General features: G+C 68.2%; 24 protein-coding genes. 16 read left to right on the top strand and 8 right to left on the bottom strand.

What is annotated here, in order from left to right; genetic code table 11:
• Positions 1 to 107 precede the first annotated feature (107 nt).
• Positions 108 to 830 (top strand): FadR/GntR family transcriptional regulator, encoded by a 723-nt coding sequence (locus BBJ41_RS21690; protein ID WP_069748370.1) that lies wholly within the window; start codon positions 108 to 110, stop codon positions 828 to 830.
• A 73-nt stretch (positions 831 to 903) separates the two neighbouring features.
• Here the strand turns inward: BBJ41_RS21690 and BBJ41_RS21685 are convergent, their stop codons facing one another.
• On the bottom strand, positions 904 to 1,635 hold the full coding sequence (locus tag BBJ41_RS21685) for a GntR family transcriptional regulator (protein WP_069748369.1): 732 nt from the start codon (positions 1,633 to 1,635) through the stop codon (positions 904 to 906).
• A gap of 232 nt (positions 1,636 to 1,867) precedes the next feature.
• On the opposite strand from BBJ41_RS21685, the gene BBJ41_RS21680 reads away from it, so the two are divergent.
• The 6 genes from BBJ41_RS21680 to BBJ41_RS21655 all read left to right on the top strand — a co-directional run bounded on the left by BBJ41_RS21680 (position 1,868) and on the right by BBJ41_RS21655 (position 10,521).
• On the top strand, positions 1,868 to 3,181 hold the full coding sequence (locus BBJ41_RS21680) for an MFS transporter (protein WP_069748368.1): 1,314 nt from the start codon (positions 1,868 to 1,870) through the stop codon (positions 3,179 to 3,181).
• A gap of 32 nt (positions 3,182 to 3,213) precedes the next feature.
• On the top strand, positions 3,214 to 4,788 hold the full coding sequence (locus BBJ41_RS21675; protein WP_069748367.1) for a UxaA family hydrolase: 1,575 nt from the start codon (positions 3,214 to 3,216) through the stop codon (positions 4,786 to 4,788).
• A gap of 40 nt (positions 4,789 to 4,828) precedes the next feature.
• On the top strand, positions 4,829 to 5,761 hold the full coding sequence (locus BBJ41_RS21670; protein ID WP_069748366.1) for a dihydrodipicolinate synthase family protein: 933 nt from the start codon (positions 4,829 to 4,831) through the stop codon (positions 5,759 to 5,761).
• A gap of 64 nt (positions 5,762 to 5,825) precedes the next feature.
• The gene (locus BBJ41_RS21665; protein WP_069748365.1) at positions 5,826 to 7,412 is read left to right on the top strand and encodes an aldehyde dehydrogenase (NADP(+)); all 1,587 of its coding nucleotides are present in this window, start codon (positions 5,826 to 5,828) and stop codon (positions 7,410 to 7,412) included.
• 212 nt (positions 7,413 to 7,624) lie between these two features.
• On the top strand, positions 7,625 to 8,749 hold the full coding sequence (locus BBJ41_RS21660) for an extracellular solute-binding protein (protein WP_069748364.1): 1,125 nt from the start codon (positions 7,625 to 7,627) through the stop codon (positions 8,747 to 8,749).
• The gene (locus BBJ41_RS21655) at positions 8,746 to 10,521 is read left to right on the top strand and encodes a sensor domain-containing diguanylate cyclase (protein ID WP_069748363.1); all 1,776 of its coding nucleotides are present in this window, start codon (positions 8,746 to 8,748) and stop codon (positions 10,519 to 10,521) included. The genes BBJ41_RS21660 and BBJ41_RS21655 overlap by 4 nt, the downstream gene beginning before the upstream one ends.
• Before the next feature lie 100 nt (positions 10,522 to 10,621).
• Here BBJ41_RS21655 and BBJ41_RS21650 read toward each other — a convergent pair whose 3' ends face one another.
• The 3 genes from BBJ41_RS21650 to BBJ41_RS21640 all read right to left on the bottom strand — a co-directional run bounded on the left by BBJ41_RS21650 (position 10,622) and on the right by BBJ41_RS21640 (position 12,838).
• The gene (locus BBJ41_RS21650) at positions 10,622 to 10,921 is read right to left on the bottom strand and encodes a DUF4148 domain-containing protein (RefSeq protein ID WP_069748362.1); all 300 of its coding nucleotides are present in this window, start codon (positions 10,919 to 10,921) and stop codon (positions 10,622 to 10,624) included.
• 285 nt (positions 10,922 to 11,206) lie between these two features.
• Positions 11,207 to 11,461: a hypothetical protein gene (locus tag BBJ41_RS21645; protein WP_027791787.1), complete on the bottom strand. Its 255-nt coding sequence runs from the start codon at positions 11,459 to 11,461 to the stop codon at positions 11,207 to 11,209.
• 51 nt (positions 11,462 to 11,512) lie between these two features.
• Positions 11,513 to 12,838: a D-serine ammonia-lyase gene (locus tag BBJ41_RS21640; protein ID WP_069748361.1), complete on the bottom strand. Its 1,326-nt coding sequence runs from the start codon at positions 12,836 to 12,838 to the stop codon at positions 11,513 to 11,515.
• A gap of 99 nt (positions 12,839 to 12,937) precedes the next feature.
• Between BBJ41_RS21640 and BBJ41_RS21635 the strand changes: the two genes are divergently transcribed.
• Entirely contained in the window at positions 12,938 to 13,888 is a 951-nt protein-coding gene (locus BBJ41_RS21635; RefSeq protein ID WP_069748360.1) for a LysR substrate-binding domain-containing protein, read from the top strand.
• 441 nt (positions 13,889 to 14,329) lie between these two features.
• Here the strand turns inward: BBJ41_RS21635 and BBJ41_RS21630 are convergent, their stop codons facing one another.
• A complete protein-coding gene (locus tag BBJ41_RS21630) occupies positions 14,330 to 15,178 on the bottom strand; it encodes a sulfite exporter TauE/SafE family protein (RefSeq protein WP_069748359.1) in 849 nt (282 codons plus the stop codon).
• 304 nt (positions 15,179 to 15,482) lie between these two features.
• Between BBJ41_RS21630 and BBJ41_RS21620 the strand changes: the two genes are divergently transcribed.
• Both BBJ41_RS21620 and BBJ41_RS21615 read left to right on the top strand, forming a co-directional pair.
• A complete protein-coding gene (locus tag BBJ41_RS21620; RefSeq protein ID WP_069748357.1) occupies positions 15,483 to 16,379 on the top strand; it encodes a LysR family transcriptional regulator in 897 nt (298 codons plus the stop codon).
• 126 nt (positions 16,380 to 16,505) lie between these two features.
• Positions 16,506 to 17,138: a LysE family translocator gene (locus tag BBJ41_RS21615; RefSeq protein ID WP_069748356.1), complete on the top strand. Its 633-nt coding sequence runs from the start codon at positions 16,506 to 16,508 to the stop codon at positions 17,136 to 17,138.
• A gap of 69 nt (positions 17,139 to 17,207) precedes the next feature.
• Here the strand turns inward: BBJ41_RS21615 and yddG are convergent, their stop codons facing one another.
• The 3 genes from yddG to BBJ41_RS21600 form a co-directional block, all read right to left on the bottom strand.
• Complete coding sequence (gene yddG, locus BBJ41_RS21610; RefSeq protein ID WP_069748355.1) at positions 17,208 to 18,152, bottom strand: aromatic amino acid DMT transporter YddG; 945 nt, start codon at positions 18,150 to 18,152, stop codon at positions 17,208 to 17,210.
• Positions 18,153 to 18,367: 215 nt separating this feature from the next.
• Positions 18,368 to 18,649: a hypothetical protein gene (locus BBJ41_RS21605; RefSeq protein WP_069748354.1), complete on the bottom strand. Its 282-nt coding sequence runs from the start codon at positions 18,647 to 18,649 to the stop codon at positions 18,368 to 18,370.
• Between the two features lie 103 nt (positions 18,650 to 18,752).
• Positions 18,753 to 20,438: a purple acid phosphatase family protein gene (locus tag BBJ41_RS21600; protein WP_069748353.1), complete on the bottom strand. Its 1,686-nt coding sequence runs from the start codon at positions 20,436 to 20,438 to the stop codon at positions 18,753 to 18,755.
• A 313-nt stretch (positions 20,439 to 20,751) separates the two neighbouring features.
• Here BBJ41_RS21600 and BBJ41_RS21595 point away from each other — a divergent pair, with 313 nt between their 5' ends.
• The 6 genes from BBJ41_RS21595 (at position 20,752) to BBJ41_RS21570 (ending at position 25,769) form a co-directional block, all read left to right on the top strand.
• Entirely contained in the window at positions 20,752 to 21,051 is a 300-nt protein-coding gene (locus BBJ41_RS21595; RefSeq protein WP_034180189.1) for a YXWGXW repeat-containing protein, read from the top strand.
• Between the two features lie 226 nt (positions 21,052 to 21,277).
• Complete coding sequence (locus BBJ41_RS21590) at positions 21,278 to 22,051, top strand: RNA polymerase sigma factor (RefSeq protein ID WP_083281935.1); 774 nt, start codon at positions 21,278 to 21,280, stop codon at positions 22,049 to 22,051.
• Positions 22,048 to 22,467: a hypothetical protein gene (locus BBJ41_RS21585; protein WP_069748352.1), complete on the top strand. Its 420-nt coding sequence runs from the start codon at positions 22,048 to 22,050 to the stop codon at positions 22,465 to 22,467. The genes BBJ41_RS21590 and BBJ41_RS21585 overlap by 4 nt, the downstream gene beginning before the upstream one ends.
• Complete coding sequence (locus tag BBJ41_RS21580) at positions 22,464 to 22,967, top strand: periplasmic heavy metal sensor (protein WP_069748351.1); 504 nt, start codon at positions 22,464 to 22,466, stop codon at positions 22,965 to 22,967. The genes BBJ41_RS21585 and BBJ41_RS21580 overlap by 4 nt, the downstream gene beginning before the upstream one ends.
• Before the next feature lie 247 nt (positions 22,968 to 23,214).
• On the top strand, positions 23,215 to 24,609 hold the full coding sequence (locus tag BBJ41_RS21575) for a DUF1800 domain-containing protein (RefSeq protein ID WP_069748350.1): 1,395 nt from the start codon (positions 23,215 to 23,217) through the stop codon (positions 24,607 to 24,609).
• Positions 24,606 to 25,769, top strand: coding sequence for a DUF1501 domain-containing protein (locus BBJ41_RS21570; protein WP_175972730.1), 1,164 nt, complete (start codon positions 24,606 to 24,608; stop codon positions 25,767 to 25,769). The genes BBJ41_RS21575 and BBJ41_RS21570 overlap by 4 nt, the downstream gene beginning before the upstream one ends.
• The last annotated feature ends 55 nt before the right edge of the window (positions 25,770 to 25,824 follow it).

Genomic DNA, 25,824 nt, shown 5'->3' with positions numbered 1-25,824 from the left:
TCGTCAAGGCTGGCCAGCAGGCCGAATAAGCGGCTCGGCGGAATTGGTGTACCATTTTGGCGATCCGGCGCCGCGATGGTGCCAGCCAGCCCGTTGCGAGCCTTTCGATGACCGATCTTTCCAGCCTGCCAGCCCCTCGCGACACCGATGCCGCGGACCGCTCCTATATCGGCCTTGCGCGGCAGATTCACGCGATGGTGGCCGCCGGCGCGTTCGAAGCGGGCGCGCGGCTGCCGTCGGAGCGCAGCCTGGCCGACCAGTTCGGCGTGAGCCGCACGCAGGTGCGCGAGGCGATCATCGCGCTCGAGGTGCAGGGGATCGTCGAAGTGCGGATCGGCTCGGGTATCTACGTGTCGGCGGCCGATGCCGCGCGGCCGGTGACGTTCGAGGTGCCGCGCGGCCCGGGGCCGATCGAGACGCTGCGCGCGCGCGGACTGATCGAGGCGGAAGTCGCGGCGCTCGCCGCGACCGAGCGCAAGGATGCCGATCTCGACCGCCTGTTTTTCTCGTTGACGACGATGCGCGAGCAGATGGACGACAAGGCCGCGTACGACGCGGCCGATCGCCAGTTCCACCTGCGCATCGCGGAATCGACCGGCAATACGGTGCTGCTGCACATGGTCACGGCGATGTGGGACTGCGCACGCAGCGATCCGCTGTGGGACAAGATCGAAGAGCACTTTCACTCGACCGCGCTGCGCGAGGCGTCGCAGGAGGATCACCAGCGGATCTTCGCGGCGATCATGGCGCGCGACGCGGCGAGTGCGCGCGATGCGATGCGCGCGCACCTGTCGCGCGTGATCGCGGAATTCACGCAGGCGTGGCGCTAGCGTGCCGGCAGCAGGCCGATGGCGCGACGGGCCCGCTACGCGGGCCGCGTTTCAGGCCACCGCCAAACCACCATCAAAGCCCTTCAAATAACGCGACATGCTCGTCGTACGCGCGCTGCTGCCGTGCGTACGCATCGTCGAGATGCGCGTGCAGTGCGCGCTCGGCTGCATCGGCGTCGTGCCGTTCGAGCGCGTCGAGCACTTTCTGGTGCTGCGCAAGCGTGACCTCGCCGACGATCGGATCGCGCACGGTCACGTGCCGCACGCGGTCGATCGGCGCGCGCACGATCTCGACGAGCTGCTGCACGCGCGGCAGCCGTGCGGCCGCGCTGACGGTTGCATGAAATGCGTTGTCGCACGCGATCGCCGCGACCGCGTTGCCGCGTTCGATCGCGCGCCGGTGCGCGTCCTGGATGTCGTGGAGTTGTTCGAGTTCGCGTGCGCTGATGACTTCGGCCGCGCGGCGGATCGCGGCCGTTTCCAGCACCTTGCGGATCAGCGCGCTCTCGACGAACTGCTCGCGCTTCACGGGCGCGACGAAGGTGCCCGATTGCGCGGCGATCAGCACGAGCTCCTCGCGCGCGAGTTGCAGCAGCGCCTCGCGCACGGGCGTGCGCGACACACCGAGCGCTTCCGCGATCGCACGCTCGTAGATCACGTCGTTCGGAAGCAGCGTCATCGTCACGATCGCGTCGCGCAACAGCGCGTGAATCTGCACGGACAGGGCCTGCGAACGGTCCAGCGTGAAATCGGCGGGGATCAGGCGGGCGATGAAGGCGGCCTGGGTGGAGTGTTCTGACTTCATGAATGGGCGAGAGGGTGGCAGGCTGCCGGCGTCCTCGGTGGATGCCGGTCGATCAGTATATTAGTGCGCATACCGCTTGCGGCGAATCGTCGGTGGATTCCCGACCGACCACTTCGCGGGTTTACCCCTGTATCGGCACCGGGATGTATCTCTATAATCGCCAACTAATATATTAGTTGGCCAACGCTTCGAAGAAAGCGGGGCCGGCGACCCATCCCCACTGGAGACACGCATGCACCTCGAAGACTCAGCCGGACCCCGCCCGACGGCCCATGCCGCGACCGCCGCGCCGACCGCCGTGCGCTGGCGGATTTTCTGGCTGTTGCTGTTGCTGTCGTCGATCAACTACATCGACCGCGCGTCGCTGTCCGTCGCGCTGCCGATCATCTCGGCCGAATTCAGCCTGTCGCCCGCGATGGAAGGCGTGCTGCTCAGCGCGTTCTTCTGGACGTACGCGCTGATGCAGATTCCGAGCGGGCTGCTGGTCGACCGCTTCAAGGCGCGCACGATCGTCGGCCTCGCGACGATCGGCTGGGGAGCATGTCAGGCCGTCGCGGCCGCGTGCTTCAGCTGGGTGCCGCTGCTGCTGACGCGGCTCGGGCTCGGCATCGCCGAATCGCCGATCATGCCGGCCGGCGCGAAACTCGCGGGCACGTGGCTCACGCCGGCCGAGCGCGGCCGCGGCGCCGCGCTGCTCGACGGCGGCGCGCCGCTCGGCTCGGCCTGCGGCGCGATCATCATCACCGCGCTGATCGCGGGCCTCGGCTCGTGGCGGCTCGCGTTCGTCGTCGCGGGCGCGGGCACGATCGTCGTCGGCATCCTCGCGTGGTGGTACATCCGCAACCATCCGTCCGAGCACGCCGGCGTGAATGCCGCCGAGCTCGAGCACGTGACCGCCCATGCGGCCGCGGCCCGTGCCGGCGAGCCGAAGGCGAGCGTGCCGTTTCGCGAACTGCTGCGCGACCGTTCGGTGCTGTTCATGTTCGCGAGCTGGGCCTGCTACAACAGCGTGTTCTACGGGCTGATGACGTGGATGCCCAGCTACCTGCACAAGGCACACGGCTTCGACCTCAAGCAGATGGGCGGCGCGACTTTCATCATCTTCATGTGCGGCTTCGTCGGCGAACTGTTCGGCGGCTGGCTCGCCGACAAGTGGCGCGCGGCCGGCGGCGCGCCGAACCGTGTGATGCGCGTGATGTTTTCGGTCGCGGGCCTCGCGTCCGCCGCGGCGATCCTCGCGGTGAGCTTCGCGACGGGGCTCGTCAGCGTGGTCGTGCTGCTGTCGGTCGCGCTGTTCTTCATCCGCTGGTGCGGGATGTTCTGGGGCGTGCCGGCAACGCTCGGCGGCCAGTCCCGTGCGGGCCTGCTCGCGGGTGCGATGAACTTCGGCGGCAACATCGTCGGCGTGATCGTGCCGATCCTGATCGGCCTCATCGTGCAGTTCACCGGCACCTATTTCCTTGCGCTGATGTTCTTCGTCGTCGCGGCATTCGGCCTGGCCGTCTGCGCGAGCCTCATCGATTACCGCGACCGGGGCCTCGACTGAAGCCCGTCGCCCGATTCAACCGGAACCGAACCATGTCGTCACTTTCCACCGAAACCCGGCAGGCGCCGGCCGCGTCGCGCCCGCGCACGATCCGGCTCGACCCAGCCGACGACGTCGTCATCGCCGTCGAGCAACTCGTCAGCGGCACGCGCCTCGACGACGAAGGCGTGAGCGTCGTGGGGCTGATCCCGCCCGGTCACAAGGTCGCGACGCGCGCGATCGACGCCGGCGCGCCCGTGCGCCGCTACGGCCAGATCATCGGCTTCGCGAGCCAGCCGATCCGGCCCGGCCAGCACGTCCACACGCACAACCTCGACATGGGCGAGTTCGCGCGCGATTACGCGTTCGGCGAAGGCACCCGCGACACCGGGTTCGTGCCCGATGCGCAGCGCGCGACCTTCGACGGCATCGTGCGCGCCGACGGCCGCGTCGCGACGCGCAACTACATCGGCATCCTGACGTCGGTGAACTGCTCGGCGACGGTCGCGCGGGCGATCGCCGATCATTTCCGCCGCGACATCCACCCCGACGCGCTCGCCGCGTATCCGAACGTCGACGGCGTGGTGGCGTTGACGCATGGCGTCGGCTGCGCAGTCGATCCCGACGGCGACGCGCTCGCGATCCTGCAGCGCACGCTCGGCGGCTACGCGTGCCATCCGAATTTCGCGGCGGTCCTGATGATCGGGCTCGGTTGTGAAACCAACCAGATTCCGCGCCTGCTCGAAACCCAGGGGCTGACGGAACACGCGCGGTTGCGCACGTTCACGATCCAGGACAGCGGCGGCACGCGCAAGACGATCGAGAAAGGCATCGCGCTCGTCGAGTCGATGCTGGCCGCCGCGAACGACGTGCGGCGCGAGCCCGTCGACGCGAGCCATCTAACGGTCGGCCTGCAATGCGGCGGCTCCGACGGCTACTCGGGCATCACCGCGAACCCCGTGCTCGGCGCGGCGGTCGACCTGCTGGTGAAGCACGGCGGCACCGCGATCCTGTCCGAAACGCCGGAGATCTATGGCGCCGAGCATTTGCTCACGCGCCGCGCGGTGTCGCGCGACGTCGGCGAGAAGCTGATCGCGCGCATCCGCTGGTGGGAGGACTATTGCGCGCGCCATCACGCGGCAATGAACAACAACCCGTCGGCCGGCAACAAGGCGGGCGGCCTCACGACGGTGCTGGAGAAATCGCTCGGCGGCATCGCGAAGGCGGGCAGCACGAATCTCGTCGACGTCTACGAATACGCGATGCCGGTGCGCGCGAAAGGGCTCGTGTTCATGGACACGCCAGGCTACGACCCGATCTCCGCGACCGGGCAGGTCGCGGGCGGTGCGAACCTGATCTGCTTCACGACGGGGCGCGGCTCCGCATACGGCTGCGCGCCGACGCCGTCGCTGAAGCTCGCGACCAACAGTGCGCTGTGGCGGCGGCAGGCCGACGACATCGACCTGAACTGCGGCGACGTGCTCGACGGCGGCGCGCGCATCGACGCGCTCGGCGCGACGCTGTTCCGGATGATGCTCGACGCCGCGTCCGGCCATGCGACGCGCAGCGAACTGCACGGCTACGGGCAGAACGAATTCGTGCCCTGGCAGATCGGCGCGATCACCTGATTCACCTGATTTGAATTTCCTGCGGCAAGGAGTGCCACTGATGCAATCGAACCATTCATCCGCGCGCTATCGCGGCGTGTTTCCCGTCGTGCCGACGATCTTCGCCGACGACGGCCGGCTCGACCTCGACGGACAACGCCGCTGCGTCGACTTCATGATCGATGCCGGATCGAACGGCCTGTGCGTGCTCGCGAATTTCTCCGAGCAGTTTTCGCTCGCCGACGACGAGCGCGATGCGGTGATGCACTGCGTGCTCGAACACGTCGCCGGCCGCGTGCCCGTGATCGTCACCACGTCGCATTTCGGCACGACCGTGTGCGCGCAGCGCAGCCGCCGCGCGCAGGACGCGGGCGCTGCAATGGTGATGGTGATGCCGCCGTATCACGGCGCGACGTTTCGCGCGGGCGAGGCGGCGATCGTCGAGTTCTTTCGCAGCGTCTCCGATGCGATCGACATTCCGATCATGATCCAGGACGCGCCGGCGAGCGGCACGCACCTGCCTGCCGCGCTGCTCGCGCGGATGGCGATCGAGATTCCGAACGTGTCGTACTTCAAGATCGAGGTGCCGCAGGCGGCCGCGAAGCTGCGCGAGCTGATCGCGCTCGGCGGCGATGCGATCGTCGGGCCGTGGGACGGCGAGGAGGCGATCACGCTGCTGGCCGATCTCGAAGCGGGCGCGACGGGGGCCATGACGGGCGGCGCGTATCCGGACGGCATTCGCCGGATCGTCGACGCATGGGCGGCCGGCCGTGCAGACGAAGCCGAGCGCGAGTACGGGCGCTGGTTGCCGCTCATCAATCACGAGAACCGCCAGGGCGGCATCGCGACCGCGAAGGTGCTGATGAAGGCGGGCGGCGTGATCGCGTCGGACGCCGTGCGTCATCCGCTGCCGTCGATGCATCCCGACACGCGCGCGAGCCTGCTGCGGATCGCACGCGCGCTCGATCCGCTCGTGCTGCGCTGGGGCCGCTGAGCGAAGCGCGCGCCGACACGGTTCAACGATTTCACGATTCAACGATGTTCAACGAGGACAATTCATGCAGATTTCCGGCGCTTCCCTGATCGGTCGACGCAGCGCGGCCGGCGCCGCGGGATTCCAGGCGCTCGACCCGGCGACCGGCGCGGCGCTTGAGCCCGTGTTCGGCCGCGCATCGGCGCACGACGTCGACGCAGCCTGCGCGCTGGCCGCCCAGGCATTCGACGCGTATCGGCATACGTCGCTGCGCGCACGCGCGGCGTTTCTCGACACGATCGCCGAGCGGCTGCTCGCGCTCGGCGATGCGCTGGTCGAGCGCTGCGTCGCGGAAAGCGGGTTGCCGCGCGCGCGCATCGAAGGCGAACGCGCACGCACGGTCGCGCAGCTTCGGATGTTCGCGCAGGTCGTGCGGGCGGGTGACTTCCTCGGCGTGCGCATCGATCCCGCGCAGCCGGCGCGTCAGCCAATGCCGCGCGTCGACCTGCGCGTGCAGCACGTCGCGCTGGGCCCCGTCGCCGTGTTCGGCGCGAGCAATTTCCCGCTGGCGTTTTCTGTCGCGGGCGGCGACACGGCGTCGGCGCTGGCGGCCGGCTGCCCGGTGATCGTGAAGGCGCATCCGGCCCATCCGGGCACGTCGGCGCTCGTCGGTCGCGCGATTCAGGAGGCCGTGGATGCATGCGCGATGCCGGATGGCACGTTCTCGCTGCTGTTCGACGACGGTTACGAAGTGGGTGCCGCGCTCGTGCGCGATCCGCGCATCCAGGCGGTGGGCTTCACGGGCTCGCGCAGCGGGGGCACCGCATTGATGGCGCTCGCGGCTGCGCGACCGCAGCCGATACCAGTCTATGCGGAAATGAGCAGCGTGAATCCCGTGCTGCTGTTCGCGTATGCGCTCGACGCGCGCGCGGAGGCGATCGGCCGCGCGTTCGCGGCGGCGCTGACGCTCGGCGTCGGTCAGTTCTGCACGAATCCGGGCCTGATTCTCGGTGTCGACGGCCCGGCGCTGCGGCGCTTCGAGGCTGCGGCCGCCGCCGTGCTGGCCGATCTGCCTGCGGCCCCGATGCTCACGCCGGGCATTCACCGCGCGTACGAAGAAGCGGTCGCCCGCCTGGGCGCGCAGCCCGGTGTCGAGCTGCTTGCGCGCGGTGCGCCGGCAGGCGGCGGGATCCGTCATGCGGGCCGCGCGGCGCTGTTCGCGACGCCGGCCGACCGGTTCGCGCATCAGCCCGAGTTGCACGACGAAGTGTTCGGCCCCGCATCGCTCGTCGTGCGCTGCCCGGATCTCGACACGATGCATGCGCTCGTCGAGCGGCTCGACGGACAGCTCACGACGGCGCTGCATATCGACGATGGCGATCACGCTGCGGCGCGCGCATTCATGCCGTTGCTCGAACGGCGTGCGGGACGCATTCTCGTGAACGGTTTCGGCACGGGCGTCGAGGTCGCGCATGCGATGGTGCACGGCGGTCCGTATCCGGCGACGTCGGACGGCCGTTCGACGTCGGTGGGCAGCCTCGCGATCGGCCGCTTCCTGCGCGCGGTCTGCTATCAGGACGTGCCCGATGCGTTGCTGCCCGATGCGCTGCGCGACACGAATCCGCTGGGTGTGCCGCGCAGCATCGACGGACATCGCGACGTGCAGGCGTGACGGACCGGTTACCGAACCGATGAAGCGGCGACAGCGCGCTTTCGACTGATCATTGACGCTCGCCCGGCGGCATTTCATGCACGTGCAACGATGTGCGGGGAAAGCGCCGCCGCCGCTGCGCATGCGTTGCGTGCGGCTTCTGCCGATTGCGTGTCGGTCCTTTTTATGGTTTCGTTGCGGGATATCGCATCGACTCGAAAAAGGACAGTCGAATGCAGCCGTGCGATTCAGACGGGGTCCGATTGATCAGGGGAATCGGCGCACGTGCGCGTCGTCGCGGCGCCGTGTTCACGCTGCTCATCATATTGACGTCGGGCTTACTGGGCCTGCCTGTTTTCGCTGCCTCTCCCGAAACCGTCAACGACAACGTGCTGCGTGTGCTGGCATGGCCGGGCTACGCGGACAGCGACGTCGTCAGCGCATTCGAGGCGCGGTTTCATGCGCGTGTCGAAGTGACGTTCGTCGATTCCGACGAAGCGCTGTGGACGCGGCTGCATAGCGCGGCGCCGCCGCCATACGACGTGCTGGCCGCGAATACGGCCGAGATCCAGCGCTACGCGGGCGAACATCTGCTCGCGCCGATCGACTTGTCGCATATCCCGAACCGGCGGCGGCAGTTGCCGAACTTCCAGCAACTCGCGACGATCGGCGGGCTCGTGCAGGACGGCGCGACCTATGCGATTCCGTTCACGTATTCGTCGATGGGGCTGATCTACGACCGCAAGCAGGTGCCCGCCGTGCCGCGTTCGATGCGCGAGCTGTGGAATCCGCGCTACCGCGGCAAGGTGCTCGACTTCAACAGCGCGCAGCACAACTTCTCGTTCGCGGCGCTGGCGCTCGGTTATCCCGACCCGTTTCGCCTGTCGCCCGAGCAGACGCTCGCCGTCGCGCGTAAGCTGATCGACCTGCGCCGCAACCTGCTGACGTACTACACGCTCCCTGAAGAGGCGACCGCGCTGTTCGTCCAGCATCGCGCGGCGCTGATGTTCGGCAACTACGGCACGCAACAGGTCGAGCTGTTGCGTCGCGCGGGCGTGGACGTCGGCTACGTGATCCCGGACGAAGGCGCGCTCGCATGGCTCGATTGCTGGGCCGTCACGCGCGGCACGCAACGTCCCGCGCTCGCGTTCGCGTGGATCAACTACATGCTCGAACCGGCGATCGGCGCGCTGCTGACCGAGCGCCAGGGGCTCGCGAACACGCTCGAGCCGCCGCCGGGGCTCGACACCGGGCATCAGCATCTCGTGTGGTTGCAGCCCGTCGAAGACATCGCGCGGCGCGAATTGCTGTGGGGGCGCATCGTGTCGGGCGACCGGCCGGAGCGGTTCGGAAAATGATCCGGCTCGGGCTCACGTCGAAGCTGTCGGTGCTGTTCGCGTGCATCGGCGTGATCGCGTCGGGTACCACCGGCTACTACGCGTATCGCGCGAACCGCGCGATGCTCGTGCAGGAAGCGCAGCACAGCCTGCTGATGTCGACGCAACTGCTCGGGCAGCGCTTCACCACCGCACTGGCCGACGTCGCCGACGATGCGCTCGTGCTGGCGCAGTTGCCGTCGGCCGCGCTCGTCGCGGGCAGCGACAACCCGGATCGCGCACCACGTTCGCGGCTCGAGCAGGTGTATTACAGCTTCATGAGAAATCATCCGGAATACCTGCAGATCCGCCTGATCGCAAGCGCGCATTTCGGGCTCGAACGCATCCGCGTCGATCGCGATGCGCACGGCATCGTCGTGCTGCCGGAAAGCGCGTTCCAGGAAAAAGGACAGTTTTCCTATGTATTCGACACGCTCGCGACGGCGCCCGGTCATATCTACCTGTCGCCGATCGTGATCAACCACGAGACGGGGTCGCACGCGGCCGAAGGGCTGCCGATCCTGCGCGTGGGTACGCCGGTCGTCGACCCGTCAGGCCAGACGATCGGTGCGCTCGTCGTCGACGTCGAGCTCTCGCGCGTGTTCGACCGGCTCGAACGTGATCTGCCGGAAGACTACGGGGTGTATCTCGCGAACGAATGGGGCGATTTCCTCGTGCACCCCGATCCGACGCAGACGTTCGGCTTCGACCGCGGCCGGCGCGTGCTGATGCAGGACCGCTTTGCCGCCACGCGCGCGCTGTTCGACAGCGCGCGCGCGAACGTGACGCTCAACGGCCTGGAGCAGCCGGACGAGGCGCCGGGGCAAATGTTCGCGTTCGCGCGCACGCCGTTCGGAAACGACGAGGGCAACCGCTTCGTCGTGCTCGGGATGGCGCGCCCGCTGGCGGACGTACTCGCGCCGGCCGGCATGCTGGGCGAACGGATCGTCAGGATGGTGCTCGTGTCGAGCCTGCTGGCGGTGATTCTCGCGATCCTGTTCGCGCGCGCGATCACGCGGCCGTTGCAGACGCTCGCGCGTGCCGCGACGCACGTGTTCGACGATCCGGCCGCCGAACGGCTGCCCACCGGTCGCGCCGACGAGATCGGCGTGCTCGCGCGCTGTTTCGACAGCATGCGTGTCGAGATCCGCACGCAGGTCGCGATGCTGCGTGCGAAGCAGCAGGAGCTGACGCACCTCGCGGGCCACGATCCGCTGACCGCGCTGCCGAACCGTCTGCTGTTCATGGAGCATCTCGATGCCGCGATCCGGCATGCGGCGGCGGTGCGCGAAGGGCTGGCCGTGATGTTCGTCGATCTCGACCGCTTCAAGCAGATCAACGACCAGCACGGGCATTCTGCCGGAGATCGCACGCTCGTCGCGGTCGCGAAGCGGCTGAGCCTCGTGCTGCGCAGCGGCGACATGGTCGCGCGGCTCGGCGGCGACGAATTCATCGTGCTGATTGCAGACGTGCGTTCGCCGGCGGTGATCGGCGATATCGCGTCGCGCATCCAGATCGTGATGGCCGAGGAACTGGAATTCGGCGACCGGCGCGTGGCCGTCGGCGCGAGCATCGGCGTCAGCGAGTTTCCGGCCGACGGTGCGTCGGCCGAGGAATTGCTCGTGAAGGCCGACGCGGCGATGTACGCGGCGAAGGCGTCCGCGCAGTTCGCGTGCGTGCGCTATCAGGAACTGGTCGGCGGCGGTGCCGCGACGGAAGCGGTCGGCCGGGTCGCATCGGGCGGCAGCCGGTGAGGGACGCTCGCTGAAGTGCAGGATGCAAACGCAACGAGCCCGTCGCGGGACGGGCTCGTTGCATGTGCGGACTGCGCGCGCGGGGCGCGCAGCGGCTGGCTTAGTGGCCGAAGTAGATCGAGTCGTGCGCGCTTTGCACCTTGGCGGCCGGTGCGCCGCCCTGGACGGTTGCGGCCGGTTGCGCACCGTAGCCGCTGTTGTCGGCGGCGTGCACGCGGGCTTGCGCGGCTTCGATGTCGGCCGGGTAGTGCGGGCTCGACACGGCTGGCTTGTAACCGGCGTTTTCGAGCTGGACCAGTTCGGCGCGCACTTGAGCGCGGGTTACGGTGCTTTGAGCGAATGCGCCGAACGAGGCGGACAGGGCGACGGCGGCAACGACTGCGGAAACGAGCGATTTCATGATGACCTCCGATGTTTGTCTTGGCTTTCCGCGTTCGACACCATGTCGTAAGCGGTTGATTACATCGTAGGCGTCGGGTGACTTAGGGTAAACGTGGATTTCAGCGAAAGATCGTTGCCGCTGAGGTAATAATTCCGGGATAAATATCTTCCGTCCCCAATCGGTGTTGCCGGATTTGCAAGGGCGCGGTGGCGGGTGGGTGCGGCGTCGATGCTGCGTACGAGCGGACGCCCGGCGGCGAAGGAGGCGGTGGAGGTGACGTGGATGGGCTGCGGTGAGGCGGGATCAGACGTCGTCGTCGATTTCCTTGCGCTCCCGGCGTTCCTCGTTGCCGCGGCGCGCGCGCAGACGCTGGCGCGACAGGACGGCGATGACCTGCTGGGTCGGCGCGCCGGACGGCAGCTCGTTGCGGATGCGATCGGGCACCATCGGCAGGCCCGCACGCTGGCGGCGCAGCGCCTTTGCGATTGCCCGGCGGCATTCGTCCCCGTGGCAATCCCATTCATCGCGGATTCTCTGGCAATAACGGCATTGTTCCATCGGAACAGTCTAACGCGTCTTGCGAAACGGTGAGGAAGCCGCGCCGAACGGTCACACGCCGGGCGCGCCACCGGCGAGCGCTTTCGCATGGGCCTGGAAGCGGCGGTGCTCGTCCGGCGGGACGAGCGATCCGCCCGTCGCCCAGATGACGTGCGTCGACCGGTGCATGTCGATCGCGAGATTGCGTACGTAGTCCTGGCCGGCCGGCGACCGTTCCAGCCAGCCGGGCCCGCCGACGGCAGCCGCGGCCGACGGTTCCAGTTCCACGCCCAGCGCGCGCTGAACCGCGAGCAGTTGCGCGTAGAGCTGCGCGTCGCTGACGGTGAACACGCCCGACAGCAGCGGCGCCATCAGCGGGCTGACAAGATGCGACGCCTGCGCGACGGCGAGGCCGTCGGCCTCGGTCCGGTTGTCGAGCCCCACGTCGTAGACGGACAGCGGCTCGCGGCGACCGGACGCAAGCTGGACCAGCATGCAGGGCGAAGCGACGGGCTCGGCGAAAAAGCAATGCACGTGCTCGCCGAAAAGCGCCTTGAGGCCATACGCGATGCCGCCCGGCGCACCGCCGACACCGCAGGGGATATGGACGAAAAGTGGATGTGCGGCGTCCACGCCGCGGCCCGCCTCGGCGAGTTGCGCGGCGAGATGCCGGGCGCTTGCCGCGTAGCCGAGGAACAGCATCAGCGAGCCTTCGTCGTCGACGAAATGGCAGCGCGGTTGATTGTGTGCCTGCGCGCGTCCGGCCGCGACGGCTTGTGCGTAATCGCCGTCGTGCTCGATCACGCGCACGCCGCGATTTCTCAGGCGCGCCTTTTTCCAGGGCTTCGCTTCGGTCGACATGTGAACGACCGATTCGAACCCCAGCGCGGCGGCCATCACGCCGATGCTCAGGCCGAGATTGCCGGTGCTGCCCACGATGACGGTGTGCGCGGCAAACAGTGCGCGCGCCGCGGTCGACGCAAGAGTTCGCCGGTCTCCCGCGGGGTCGAGCAGCCCGTGTTCGATCGCGAGCGACTCGGCGAGCGCGAGCACTTCGTGAAAACCGCCGCGTGCCTTGATCGAACCGGCAATCGGCAACGCGTCGTCGCGCTTGATGAACCACGCGCCACGCGCGTCGGCCGGGTGCGACAACGCGCGCTGCAAGTCGTCCGCGGGCATCAGCGGCGACTCGATTTTTCCCGCACTCGCCGCGAGCTCGGGAAAAAGTTCGGCCATCAGCGGCTCGCAGCGCGCGAGCCGCGCTTCGGCCATCGCAATGGCGTCGAACGATGGCGCGTCGTGGGGCAAGGGGCGGCCGGCACCCGGGTTCAGCCACAGGAGCGGGTGGCGGGATTGCAGTTTGGCTAATAGATCGGTAGGTTGGAGCGCGATAGTCACGAATCGGCCTCGTGTTCGTAAAGTGCGGCAATGCTACGATTCCAGACGTTTGCGCGAAAGCGCCGATTTCTAATGAATGCATTAGCCTGACTTATATCTATGCGACTGGACGGTTCGATCCTTGGTGCGTTGCTCTGTTTTGAAACCGCCGGCCGGTTGCTGAGCTTCACGAAGACGGCGCAGGCGTTCAACCTGACGCAAAGCGCGGTCAGCCAGCAGATCCGGCACCTGGAGGACAGGCTCGGGTATCCGCTTTTCGTGCGTCAGGCGCGCGGGCTGAAGTTGACCGGGAAGGGCGAGGTGCTGCTCGGGACGATGTCGGGTGCGTTCGGCGATATCAACCGCACGCTGGACGCGCTCGGCATGTCGGACGCGCCGCTGCAGGTGAGCTGCCTGCCGTCGCTCGCGCTGCAATGGTTGATGCCGCGCCTGACCGGATTTCACCGGCAACAGCCGAACGTGTCGGTGCGCGTGAAAGCCGAGTTTCAGGTGCTGGATCGACAGGCGATGGAGTCCGACGACATCGACGTGGCCGTGCGCTACGACCCGATGCAATACAGCCGGCTGCATGCCGACGCCATCCTCGACGAAATCCTGTTTCCGGTCGCCACGCCTGCTTATCTGGCGCAGCATCCGGCTTTCGCGAGCGGGGAGTCGCTGGACGGCGTCGTGTTGCTGCACGACGCCGCGCCGTGGGCCGGCGCGCCCGAGTTCGTGGAATGGCGCACGTGGCTGGAGGCGGTCCATCCGGCGTGGCTCGCGCAGCTGGACGGGCCACGGTTCAATTTCTCGAGCCTGGCGATCACGGCCGCGTTGAACCATCAGGGTGTCGCGATGGGGCGCTCGGCGCTCGTGCATGACGAGATCGCCAGTGGGCGGCTCGTCGATGTCTTTGGCGCCCACGTGCGCGCGCCGGCGCGCTACGTGCTGCTTTCCCGCAACCCGGACGATCCGCGTACCGCCGCCTTTTCGGACTGGCTCAAGGCGGAGTGCGCGCGCTTCGATGAAGCGCGGTCGGGGCTGGTGCCGAACGGGGGCCTGCACCGGTGATCGATGTTGCCGGATTCGACGGGTACTTTCGTCGGGGCGTGTCGTCTCAGGCCGATTGAGTCGGGGTGCGAAGCAATTGGAACGGAGGGCGCTGCTGTCGTTCGCCGGAGATTACAGTTTCCCGTCTTCCTCCATGCGGCCTCCTTGCGCACGGGAAGCCGCGCGTGCGTCTTACCTGAGCGACCAGATTCCCCAGATCGCGATCAACAGGCCGAGGCCGAATCCGCAGCCCAGCAACACATAGGTTTCCATTTCGTGCCTCTGAAAACGGCGCAACGCTGACTGTTGCATCAGCGCGCGAGTAGCAAAGTCGGTAGCGTGTCGTTCGCGTCGTTGCACGGTGTCCCGTGCCGTCGGAGCCGAGCGATACGCCGGGTCCGCGAATACTACGCTTTGCAGCTTTCAGAACGCATGCGCGATCGACGGCGGCACTGCCGGCCGTCATTTCCCGGCTGCGTGTGCGCCGTTCGTCTGGGCCGCAGGCGATCCGCCATGCCTGAGCGCGCCCGATTTCCAGATCATCTGCGATGCCGCGACGAGCACGAACAGCAGGACGACCATCCTGAAGACCTTCGGCGACATCTTGTCCCGCAGCGGGCGAACGAGCCACATGCCGGCAATGGCCGGCAGGCTGGCCGCCGCCGAGATCGCCAGGTCCGCGGCGCTCGCATGCGCGGCGCCGCTGAACGTCGTGATCAGCGTGACGATCGACACCACGAGGATGATCGCGATCTGCTTCGTGAAGACGCGCCCGGTCGCACCGGACGAAATCAGGTAGGTGGCGAGCAGCGGGCCCGGCACCGACGCGATGCTTTCCATCAGCGCCGCACCGAACCCGAGCACGAAACCGACGGGCTTCTGCCACGCGTCGGGCAGGTTGAGCTTCGGCGCGGCGAGCATGAGCGTCGCGGCGACGATCAGCAGTGCGCCCGATGCCGCTTGTGCGTGCCCGGGATTGAGCGACAGGAGAATCGCGACGCCGACGATATTGCCGATCACGGTGCCGGCGATCGGCGCGGCGATCTTGCGTGCCGTCGCCAGCACCTGGCCGCCTTCGAGCGCCTGCGGAATGTTGCCGAGGATGATCGGCATCGACAGCAGGAGCACCGCATGCCGGATCGGCAGGAACTGGCTGAGGATCGGCATCGCGATTAGCGGCACGCCGATGCCCGTGACGCCCTTGACCATGCCGCCGAGCAGCAGCGCGACGGCGATGCCGGCCAGATCGAACGGGGTAAGGCCCTGCAGGCTGGAGACCAGCACACCTTCAGTCAGATTGAAATGGATCATCGAGTGGCATGTCGCGGCATATCCGGCAGCGAGCGCGGTCGGCGGAGCCCGTTGCGGTCGCGTGCGTCTTGCACGCATGTGTTCTGGAGTTCTGGATCGGCTTGAACCGGTCATGCGATCGCATGCAGTCCGTTGGGTGCGGCCGGGTGAGCATGCAATCGACGCGGCGGTTCGAGCACGCATCTTACCTGAGCGCCGCGAAGGGCATTCGGCTTGCCCGCCGCACCGTCGCTATCATTCGATCCGGTTCATGACGAGTAGCCGTATCATGCACAACATACATGTGATGAAACGAGGAGATCCGATGACGCTTGCGCAGTTGCAGGCACTGGCGGCCGTAGTCGAACTCGGTTCGCTCACGGCCGCGGCCGACCGGCTCAGCCGAAGTCAATCCGCGATCAGTCACGCGCTGACCGAGCTGGAGGATCTCACGCAGGTCAAGCTGCTCTGGCGCGACCGGCAGCCGGTCGTGTTGACCGCGGCGGGCGAACGCCTGTGGCCGTACGTCCAGAGCGTGGTTCGGGAAGCGCAGATGCTGCGCCAGCAGTTCAGCCTGTCTCGCGGCAAGCTCGAAGGGAAGCTGGTGGTCGCGTCGCTGCCGAGCGTCTCGCTGGCGTTCGTCGTCCCCGCGCTCGAGGCGTTGAAGGAGATGCATCAGGGTGTGTCGGCGGTGCTGCTCGAAGGTACGGACAGCGAAGTCGAAGGGTGGATCGACGACGGTACCGCCGACATCGGCGTGGTGGCCGGCACGAAGACGTTCGCCCACAATCTTCCGCTGCTCGACGAGGATTTCGTCGCGGTGGCGGCGCAAGGCATGTTCGGTGCGAGCAAGCGCGTATCGGCCAAGCAGCTGTCCGCGGTGCCGTTCATTTTTTCGAAGGCAGGTTGCGGGCCGGTGATCGCGGATTACTTCGCGCGAAGCGGCGCGCCGCTGCGGGCCGCGTTCAACGTGGTCGAGATGCGCACCATTCTTTCGATGGCGGAGGCCGGCATGGGCGTATCGATCGTTCCGCGCATCACGCTCACGTATACGCCGTTTGGCGGCCGTGTGCTGGAGCTGTCGCCGAAGCTGCATCGTTCCGTGCGGCTGTCGTGGAACGCGGGCGGCAATGCGATTGCCGATGAGTTCGTGAGGCTCGTCGACGCACAGCGCGCCAAGGCCGTGAAGGCAACCCAGGCACGCGCGAAAAAGCGCGGGTAACGTACAGCCGGCACGATGAACGCCGCTCATGGGCGGCTTGCAGTTTATTCATGCCGATGATGGCCGGGATGCAATACATTGTCCGGACTTCGTCCCAGTGACTGCTCTGCCCCGAAGGAGACTGCCGTGCCGGCTTTGCCTACCCTGTTTGCATTCGGACTCGTGTCGCTCGGCATGGTGCTCACGCCCGGACCGAACATGATCTATCTGGTTTCGCGCTCGATCTGCCAGGGTCGCCGTGCCGGGCTGGTGTCGCTCGGCGGTGTCGCGCTGGGGTTCGTCTTCTACATGGTTTGCGCGGCGTTCGGCATTACCGCGCTGGTGATGACCGTGCCTTACGCGTACGACGCGTTGCGTTTTGCCGGTGCGCTGTATCTGTCATACCTGGCATGGCAGGCGCTCAAGCCGGGCGGCCGTTCCGCGTTCCAGGTCCGGCAGTTGCCGCACGACGGCCGCGTGAGGCTCTTCACGATGGGGTTCGTCACGAACCTCGCGAACCCGAAGATCGCGGTGATGTATCTGTCGCTTCTGCCGCAGTTCATTTCGCCGGGGCACGGCAGCGTGCTCGCGCAATCGCTGGCGCTCGGCTGCGTGCAGATCGCGGTGAGCATCAGCGTGAACGCGCTGATTGCGTGCATGGCCGGGTCCATCGCGGGCTTTCTCGCGGGACGGCCGCTCTGGGCGTCGGTGCAGCGCTGGTTGATGGGCACCGTGCTGGCCGGATTGGCGGTGCGTATCGCGCTGGAGTCGCGAAGCTAGCGCGAGCGGCTTGCCGGGCACGAAACGGAGAGCGGCAACCGCGCGTCCCGTTGCAAGCACCCGGCACCGTTACCCGTGGCAATTCTCCCGTGCTTCCTTCCCGGCGCGAACGGGCGTGGCCTTTTCGATACGCCGGCTGCGCGTCGCAAGCCAGCACAGGATCGATCCGCCGCAAACCATCGACGCGCCTTGCCAGAACGCGATCGACAGCGGCGCATGCAGCAGCGTCGCGGCGAGCGCGGCCGCGAGCACCGGCGTGAAATACGAGGCGCCGACGATGATCGTCACGTTGCCGTGCATGATGCCGGTGTTCCACGCCGCATAACCGAACCCCAGCGCCGATGCCGCCAGCACGATATACACGACTGCCTGAAGGCTGAACGTCATTGCGCCGCCGCCTTCGATCGCGAACTTGATCCAGAGCGCCGCGGCGACCAGCATGAAGAACGGCGTGACGCCATTCTTGCCGTCGGCGATACGTGCGGTCACCGTGCAATAGGCGGCCCAGATCAGCGCGCCGAAGAAGGCGAGGCCGTAGCTCAGCGGATTGTCCGCGACGTTGCGCAGCATGCCGGCCGGATCGAGGCCCTGGTCGCCGCCGAGCACCCAGCAGATTCCGAGCATCGACAGCAGGACGCCCGGCACGACCAGCAGGCTCGCGCGCTGCTTGTTGAACACGATGGCGGCGACCAGCGTGAAGCTCGGCCACAGATAGTTGACCATCGCGACTTCGATCGCCTGGCGGCCGTTGCTCGCATAGCCGATCGACAGCGACATGCACAGCTCGTACGCGACGAACAACAGCCCGCCCCAGATCAGATAGTTTTTCGGGAACTTGCTCAGATCGGGGAAGCCGATCGAAAACAGCAGGAGGACGGAGGCCACCGTGTAGATCATCGCCGCGCCGCCGGTCGCGCCGAGGCTTTCGCTGACCCCACGGACGAGCGCCACCACCGAGGCCCACAACAACACCGCGCCGAGCCCGACGAGCGTTGCCTTGTTCTTGCGCTTCATGCTTCCTGCCTGTTTCAACATTCAAATTCGGATACGGATGATTCGGTTTCGTCCGCATGCGCCGTGATCGCAAATGACAATCCGATACGGCGCGTTGCGCGCGAACATGCACAGTTTAACGGGGCGGAGCCGGGGCGGCCCGGCGGTGGACGCTGGCGGGAGCGCGGCCCGGTGCCTGCGGCCGGTTCAGGCAAGGCGCGGAACGGGGCAGTTCGTCATGCGTCGTCGATGCGCCATGTCGCGCCGATTGCCGACAACGCGCGTCCGATCGCGTCGAGCATGGCGTTGCGCGTCGGCCCGAGTGTCGTGACGAGGAAGAACCCGTCGTCGCCGGTCGACAGGTCGATCAGCGGCCAGCCGTTGGCGGTCTCGCGGATTTCGAGCCGTCGCCTGTCGGGATCGATGTCGACGTCGCCGTGCGTTTGCCGCAGCACATGCGCGATTGCATCGAATGCGTCGGCCGACGGGCGCGTGTGAATGCGGTATTCGAAACTCATCGTCGTGGGTCGGGGTGCGAGGCGAGCAGTCTAACCCGCGCCCGGCCCGCCCATCAGCCGATGCCGAAACAGCAGGCGCCCGCCGCAGCGAGCGCCCGCCCGATCAGCGCTCGTGCCGCTTCTTGCTCAGCTCGATCGTCTCGAACAGCTCGTAGTCCGCGGTCGGGTGCTGGTCGGCGCCCGGCGCGTGGTAGTAGCGCATCGTGATCGTCGTATGCCCGCCCGGCTTGCCCGGGTCGTGGTCGAACACGGCGATCCCGTACCCGGTGCCCGTATCGCGGCGCGCGGACCAGATCGCATCCTCGAGCGCATCGGCCGGCTGGCGCACGAACGTGTTCGCCGCCGCGCCCGGCACCGGCCGGTTCGGTTTCGTGAATACCTTCGCCCGCGCATAACCGGTCGCCGGATTCTCGCCGTACACGTCGAGCGGCGCGCTGGTGCCGCCGCCGCCGAGGATCAGGTGGATCGTGCCGTGGCTCGTGTCGAACTTCGTGCGATCCGGGTCGTTCGACCCGACCGGGCGCGGCTGCAGCGTCTCGACGACTTCGCCGGTCGTCGCGTCGACGCCCGCGCGGTGATTGCAGCCGCGCACCGGGTAGCTGCGCTCGTAGTCGTGATCGTGGCCGCACAGCACGAGATCGACACCGTAACGGTCGAACAGCGGCAACCATGCTTCGCGAATGCCCTTGTCGGAACCGTTGCCCGTCTTCGACGAACTGAGCGCGTCCTGGTGCATCTGCACGACGATCCAGTCGATATCGTCGTCGTGCGCCGCATGGCGCAGCGTGTGTTCGAGCCAGCGCGTCTGTTCGCCGTTGCTGTAGCCGCGCACGTAGAACGACGTGCCGGGTTCGATCGGCGGGCGGCCCGTGCTCGCGGCCGGCACGAGCGGGGCCGGGCCGCCGACGAACGCGGCAGCGTCCTGGTACACGACATCGTCGGCGTCGAGCGACACGAACAGCACCGAACTCACGCGGAAGCTGTACCAGCGGCCCGGGAAGTGCGTGCCGTTCTCGGGCAGCGTATAGCGCGCGAGATACGAGTCCAGCCCTTGCGGACCGTTGTTGAACTCGATCTCGTGATTGCCGGGGCACGGCATCCACGGACGATTCGCGGCCGACGTCTGGTTGTTGTTGCCGAAGTCGCGCCACACCTCGGGCTGGTGCGCCGGGTTCAGGTTCGCGTAGCAGAGGTCGCCGTTCAGCAGGTGGAACAGCGGCTGGAACTGTTCGACGGCCTGCACCGCGAAGCGGCTCTGCGGCGACGACAGCACCCATGCGCCGTTCGGCGTCGCGAGATCGCCGTAGCTGGTGAAACGGAACGGCGCGCGGCCGCGCGGCGCGGTCGAAAAATTCGCGGCGAACGGCTGCGCGGCGTTGCTGTCGTTGTCGGCCGTAATTTCGTAGCGATAGCGCGTATTCGGCTTCAGCCCGTGTACGCGCGCGTGGTAAGCGAACACCGTTTCGCCGTTCAGGCCATCCGTGTACAGGCGCTGTACGCCGTGCACGGTGCGCGGCGGCTCGCCGTCGGCGACGATGCGCGCGCGCGGATTGACGGCCGGCGCGAGCGATGCCCACGAGATCACGACTTCGGACGTCGGGTCGTTGCCCCACGTCAGGTGGACCTGTTCGGGCGTGCCGTCCGGATTCGACGCGGCGGCGCGGGCGGCTGCGAGGCCGCCGGCAGCGGTGGCGAGGCCGGAGACGCCGGCGAGTTTCAGGAAGCCGCGGCGCGACACCGAGGCGGCCGGCTCGTTCGGCTGATCAGGGAGAGTGTCCTGGTTCGACATGGTCGTAGTTTTCGTTGATGGGGACGCGAGATGTGGAACCGCGCGGCCATGCGCGAGCGTGGCCGGGGCGTGGGCCGGAAACGAGCGGGATCCCGGTGAACACATTGTCGGAGGGCAGTTTTGCCGGGTTGTGACAGCACGGCAAGCCTGCGCGTGCGGCGGCTGGTACGCGGGCCCGCGCATTCCGGCCCGCTACCAGGCGCATCCGGCTCGCCTGAATTTTTTTCCAACGCCGCGACGGATTTCCTGCGCCGGCTCCGTTTAACGCATGAACGGCCGCTTCCGGTCGATGCAGGTTACTTCGGAGTCTTTCATGAAACTTTCTGTTCCATTGCGGTTTGCCGCCGGATGCGTGGCCGCGCTGGCGGCGTCCGCCGCATTCGCGCAGGCCGTCATCGTCGCACCTTACGCGCCGCCGGCGCCACGCGTCGAAGTGATGCCGGCGCCGCGCGCGGGTTACGTCTGGGACCAGGGCCACTGGCACTGGCGGCAGGGGCGCTACGTATGGATTCCGGGCCACTGGCAAGTGGTGCGCGTCGGTTATCACTGGGTACCCGGACACTGGGCCGCGCGCGGCCCGGCGTGGCGCTGGGTGCCGGGCCACTGGGCCTGATGCGCATGCCGCCGCGCGGTACGTCGTGCCGGTGCGGCGGTCCCTTCACGCAATCTCATGAGTCGAAGCCATGCCTTTTCGAACCATCGTGATACTGGCGGCCACGGCCATCGTGCTGGCCGGCTGCGTCGTGGTGCCGGCACGTCCGGCGTATTACCGGCCCGCGCCGGTCGTCGTATATTGAACGCGCCGGCCGACGCTCGCGTGACCGGACGACAGGATCGATATGCCGCGCGAAACGGATGTCGATGAAACGGGCATGGCCGACGCCGTGCGCGATGCACGCGGCGGCGCCGAACAGTCGGCGTGGCGCCGCGCGGCGACGGCCCGACGCATGCAAGGAGAGCACGACGATGAGCTTCAGCCGGGCGGCGGGCAGACCTGCCGGCACAGGGCGGCGCAAACGCACTGTGCTGCGGAGCAGGCCGCGTTGAGCGATCGCGGCGACCGCGATCCGGACGCGGAACTCGTCGCGCGCGTTGGCGCGCGCGATTCGTCGGCGGTGCGCGTGCTCGTTGCGCGCAAGCTGCCGCGTCTGCTCGCATTGGCGACGCGCATGCTCGGCGACCGGAACGAAGCCGAGGACGTCGCACAGGAGACGTTCTTGCGGATATGGAACCAGGCGCCGCGCTGGCGCGAAGGCGAGGCGCGCTTCGACACGTGGCTGCATCGCGTCGTGCTGAACCTGTGCTACGACCGGTTGCGTGGGCGGCGCGAAGAGCCTGTCGATACGTTGCCCGACGTGCCGGACCCGCAACCGGAGCCGGCCGCGCATGCGGAGCTGCGCTCGCGCGATGCGCGTGTGCGGCAGGCGCTTGCCGCGTTGCCGCCCCGGCAGCGGGAAGCGCTCGTGCTCCAGTACTATCAGGAAATGTCGAACGTGGAAGCGGCCAACCTGATGGGCATCACCGTCGATGCGCTGGAAAGCCTGCTCGCGCGCGCCAGGCGCAACCTGCGCGCGCAACTGGCCGGCGGCCCACCTAGCGAGGACAAGCGATGACACCCGAACGATTTCGTACCATCGTCGCCGCATACGGCTCGGACGCACGGCGTTGGCCGGACGGCGAACGCGCGGCCGCCGAGGCGTGGGCGCGCGCGAACCCGCGCGACGCGCTGCTGGCGCTCGACGATGCCGCCGACCTCGACGCATGGCTGTCGTACGACATGGTCGCACCGCCCGCGCCGGCGCTCGTCGAGCGCATCGTCGCGACGGCGCCCGCGCCGCAACGCGCGCGCCGGCGCGGCACGGTGTGGTGGTCGGGCGCGGCATTCGCGGGTGTCGGCCTGGCCGGCGCGCTCGCGGGCGCCGTGGCCGTGTCGATGCTGATGCTCGGCAGCGTGCCGTCGGCGCAGCACGAACCGGGCTATTTGACGACGACGTTCGGCGGCCCGAGCGTAGATTGGAGTGACGAATGAGTGAACGCAGCTGGAAATTCGCGCTCGTCGGCTCGGTCGTGTTGAACGTGTTCATGCTCGGCGCGATCGGCGGCGGGGCCTATCAGTGGTTCGCGACGCATCGCGACCTGCCGGCGGCGGGCGCGCCCGCGCAACGCACCGCGTTGCGTTTCGCGGCGGACGAATTGCCCGATGCGCGGCAGCGCGAATTCGCCGCCGCGCTGAAGGCGGCGCGCAAGGACGGCCGCGATTTTGCGCGCGAAGGGCGCGATGGCCGGATCACCGTGCTGGACCTGCTCGCCGCGCCGCAGCTCGATCGCGCGGCGATCGATGCCGCACTCGACCGCACGCGCGCGGCCGATACCGCGATGCGTGCGCAGGTCGAGCGCAGCGTCGTCGATTTCGCGGCGACGCTCACACCCGACGAGCGCGCGAAATTCGTCGACGGGTTGCAGCACAGCGGCAACTGGCGTTTGCCGCCGAAGCTGCAGAAGAAGCCGGACGCATCGGCGAGCCGGTAAGCAACGAGCAGGGCGGCGCGCAGCAAGCGTGCCGCTTTCGGTTGTTTTCGGTCACGCGCAATGCGTGCACCGGACAAATCGCGCCGCCGTTGCGCGTCGACGACGCGACGAGTGCCGCCATGGCGTGCGATCTCCGCCGATCTTCGCGTCCGGCATTTCCCCGATCCGGAAAATATTTGCGATTCCCGCGACGGATTTCCCGGCGCTCCCGCGTTAAACACGGGTACGCACCGCAAGAGAGCCCGTCATGGACCATCCGAACGACACCACGCCGGCCGCGATCGCGCTGAACCGCTTCGGTCTCGGCGCGCGGGGCGACGAAGCGCCGCCTGCCGACCCGAAGGCGGCGCTCGTCGCGCAATTCGACCGTTACGACGCACGGCCTGCCGCGTGGGCCGGCGAGCCGGACGCGGTGGCGCTCGCGACGCGTTTCGCGACCGCGCGCAGCGCGATGACCGGCGACGACGCGGCTGCTAAACGCGCGACCGCGCAATCGATTCGCCGCGACGGCTACGACGCGTACCGCAGCGCCGTCACGGCACGGATGAACAGCGCGCTGAACACGCCCGCGCCGTTCGTCGAGCGTCTCGTGCATTTCTGGGCGAACCATTTCGCGGTGTCGGTCGACAAGGGGCAGGTGGCCGCGTACGCGGGCGCGTTCGAGCGCGACGCGATCCGCCCGCACGTGCTCGGCCGCTTCGAGGACATGCTCGTCGCGGTCGAACAGCATCCCGCGATGCAGCTCTTTCTCGACCAGGCGCGCTCGGTCGGCCCCGACAGCCCGGCTGCGCTGCGCACGGCGGAACGCAATCCGTCCGCGAAACGCGGGCTCAACGAAAATCTCGCGCGCGAAATCATGGAACTGCACACGCTCGGCGTGCGTACGGGCTACACGCAAGCCGACGTGACGGAATTCGCGCGCGCACTGACCGGCTGGAGCCTCGCCGGCGGGAACGGGCAGCAACCGGGCGACGCCGCGCCCGGCGCATTCGTGTTCCGCCCGAAGCTGCACGAACCGGGCACGCGCACGGTGATGGGGCGCACCTACGACCAGCCGGGCGAAGCGCAGGCGCGCGCGGTCCTGCACGATCTTGCGCATTCGGATGCGACCGGCCGGCACATCGCGTTCCAGCTCGCCCGTCATTTCGTCGCCGACAATCCGCCGCCCGCACTGACCGACCGGCTCGCCCGCGCGTTCGACGCGAGCGGCGGCGATTTGCCGGCCGTCTATCGCGCGCTCGTCGATGCGCCCGACGCGTGGTCGCCGGTCAACCGCAAGTTCAAGACGCCGTGGGAGTGGGCCGTATCGTCACTGCGCGGGCTCGGCTGGCGCGACACGGGCGACCTGAAGGCCGCGCCGTTGCTCACGCAGCTTGGCCAGCCCGTGTGGCGGCCGGGCTCGCCGGCCGGTTACGACGACGTCGCCGCGAGTTGGGCCGCGCCCGACGCGCTCGTGCGCCGCGTCGAGATCGCGCAGCGCCTGGCTGCCCGCACCGGCGACCGGCTCGACCCGCGCACGCTCGGCAACACGCTGCTCGCCGGTTCGATGAGCGCGCCGACGGCGACCGCGCTGTCGCGCGCCGAAAGCGCGACCACGTCGCTCGCGCTGCTGCTCGTATCGCCCGACTTCCAACGGAGATGAACATGTCACTGTCCCGCCGACAATTCCTGAGCGTGGCTGCCGCCGGCGCAGGCGCGATCCTCGTCGCGCCGCGAATCGTGTTCGCGAACGTGGAGACCGACCGGCGCTTCGTGTTCGTGATCCAGCGCGGCGCGGCCGACGGCCTGAACATCGTCGTCCCGTATGCGGAGCCCGCGTATGCGTCGCTGCGCGGCCCGCTCGCGATCGACACGGCCGCCGCGACGCGGCTCGACGGCACGTTCGCATTGCATCCGTCGCTCGCGCAGACCGCGCAGTCGTACCGCGACGGGCAGGCGCTGTTCGTTCACGCGATCGCGTCGCCGTATCGCGACCGCTCGCACTTCGACGGCCAGAACGTGCTGGAGACGGGCGGCCGCGCGCCGTATCAGGTGAAGGACGGCTGGCTGAACCGGCTCGCCGCGCTGCTGCCGCCGACGCGCGAAAGCGCGATCGCGTTCGCGCCGACCGTCCCGCTCGCGTTGCGCGGCACCGTGCAGGCGGCGTCGTATGCGCCATCCGGTTTGCCCGCCGCGCCTGATGACTTGCTCACGCGCGTGTCGGCGCTTTACGAGGCCGACGCGCAGCTCGGTCCGTTGTGGCAGTCGGCGATGGCCGCGCGCGGCCTCGCGGGCGATGCGCATGCGCGGCAGGACCCGGCCGGTGTCGGCAAGCTCGCCGCGACGTTCCTCGCGCGCGACGACGGCCCGCGGATCGCGATGATCGAGACGGGCGGCTGGGACACGCACAGCGCGCAGAACGCGCGGCTCGCGAATCAGCTGAAGGCGCTCGACACGATGCTTGCCGCGCTGCGCGACGGCCTCGGGCCTGCATGGCAGCAGACCACGGTGCTCGTCGCAACCGAGTTCGGCCGCACGGCTGCCGTGAACGGCACCGGCGGCACCGATCACGGGCAGGCGTCGGTCGCGATGCTCATGGGCGGCGCGGTTGCCGGCGGCCGCGTGATCGCCGACTGGCCGGGGTTGCGGCCCGGCGACCTGTACGAAGGGCGCGACCTGAAGCCGACCGCGTCACTCGACGCGCTGATCTCCGGCGCGGCCGCTGAAAGCCTGCGGCTCGATCCGCGCCGTACCGCGTCCGCGCTGTTCGCGGAAAGCGGGGCGACACGGCCGATGACCGGGCTGATTCACGGCGCCGCGTGACGCGCCGCGCTTGCGCGTTCGCTCGCGGCAACCGATTACACAACAGGGAGAATCG

This window comes from Burkholderia stabilis (genome assembly GCF_001742165.1).
In the GTDB taxonomy this organism is placed as follows: Bacteria; Pseudomonadota; Gammaproteobacteria; order Burkholderiales; family Burkholderiaceae; genus Burkholderia; species Burkholderia stabilis.
Note: the sequence above shows the minus strand (reverse complement) of the source record. Positions and strands in the feature narration are given on the sequence as shown.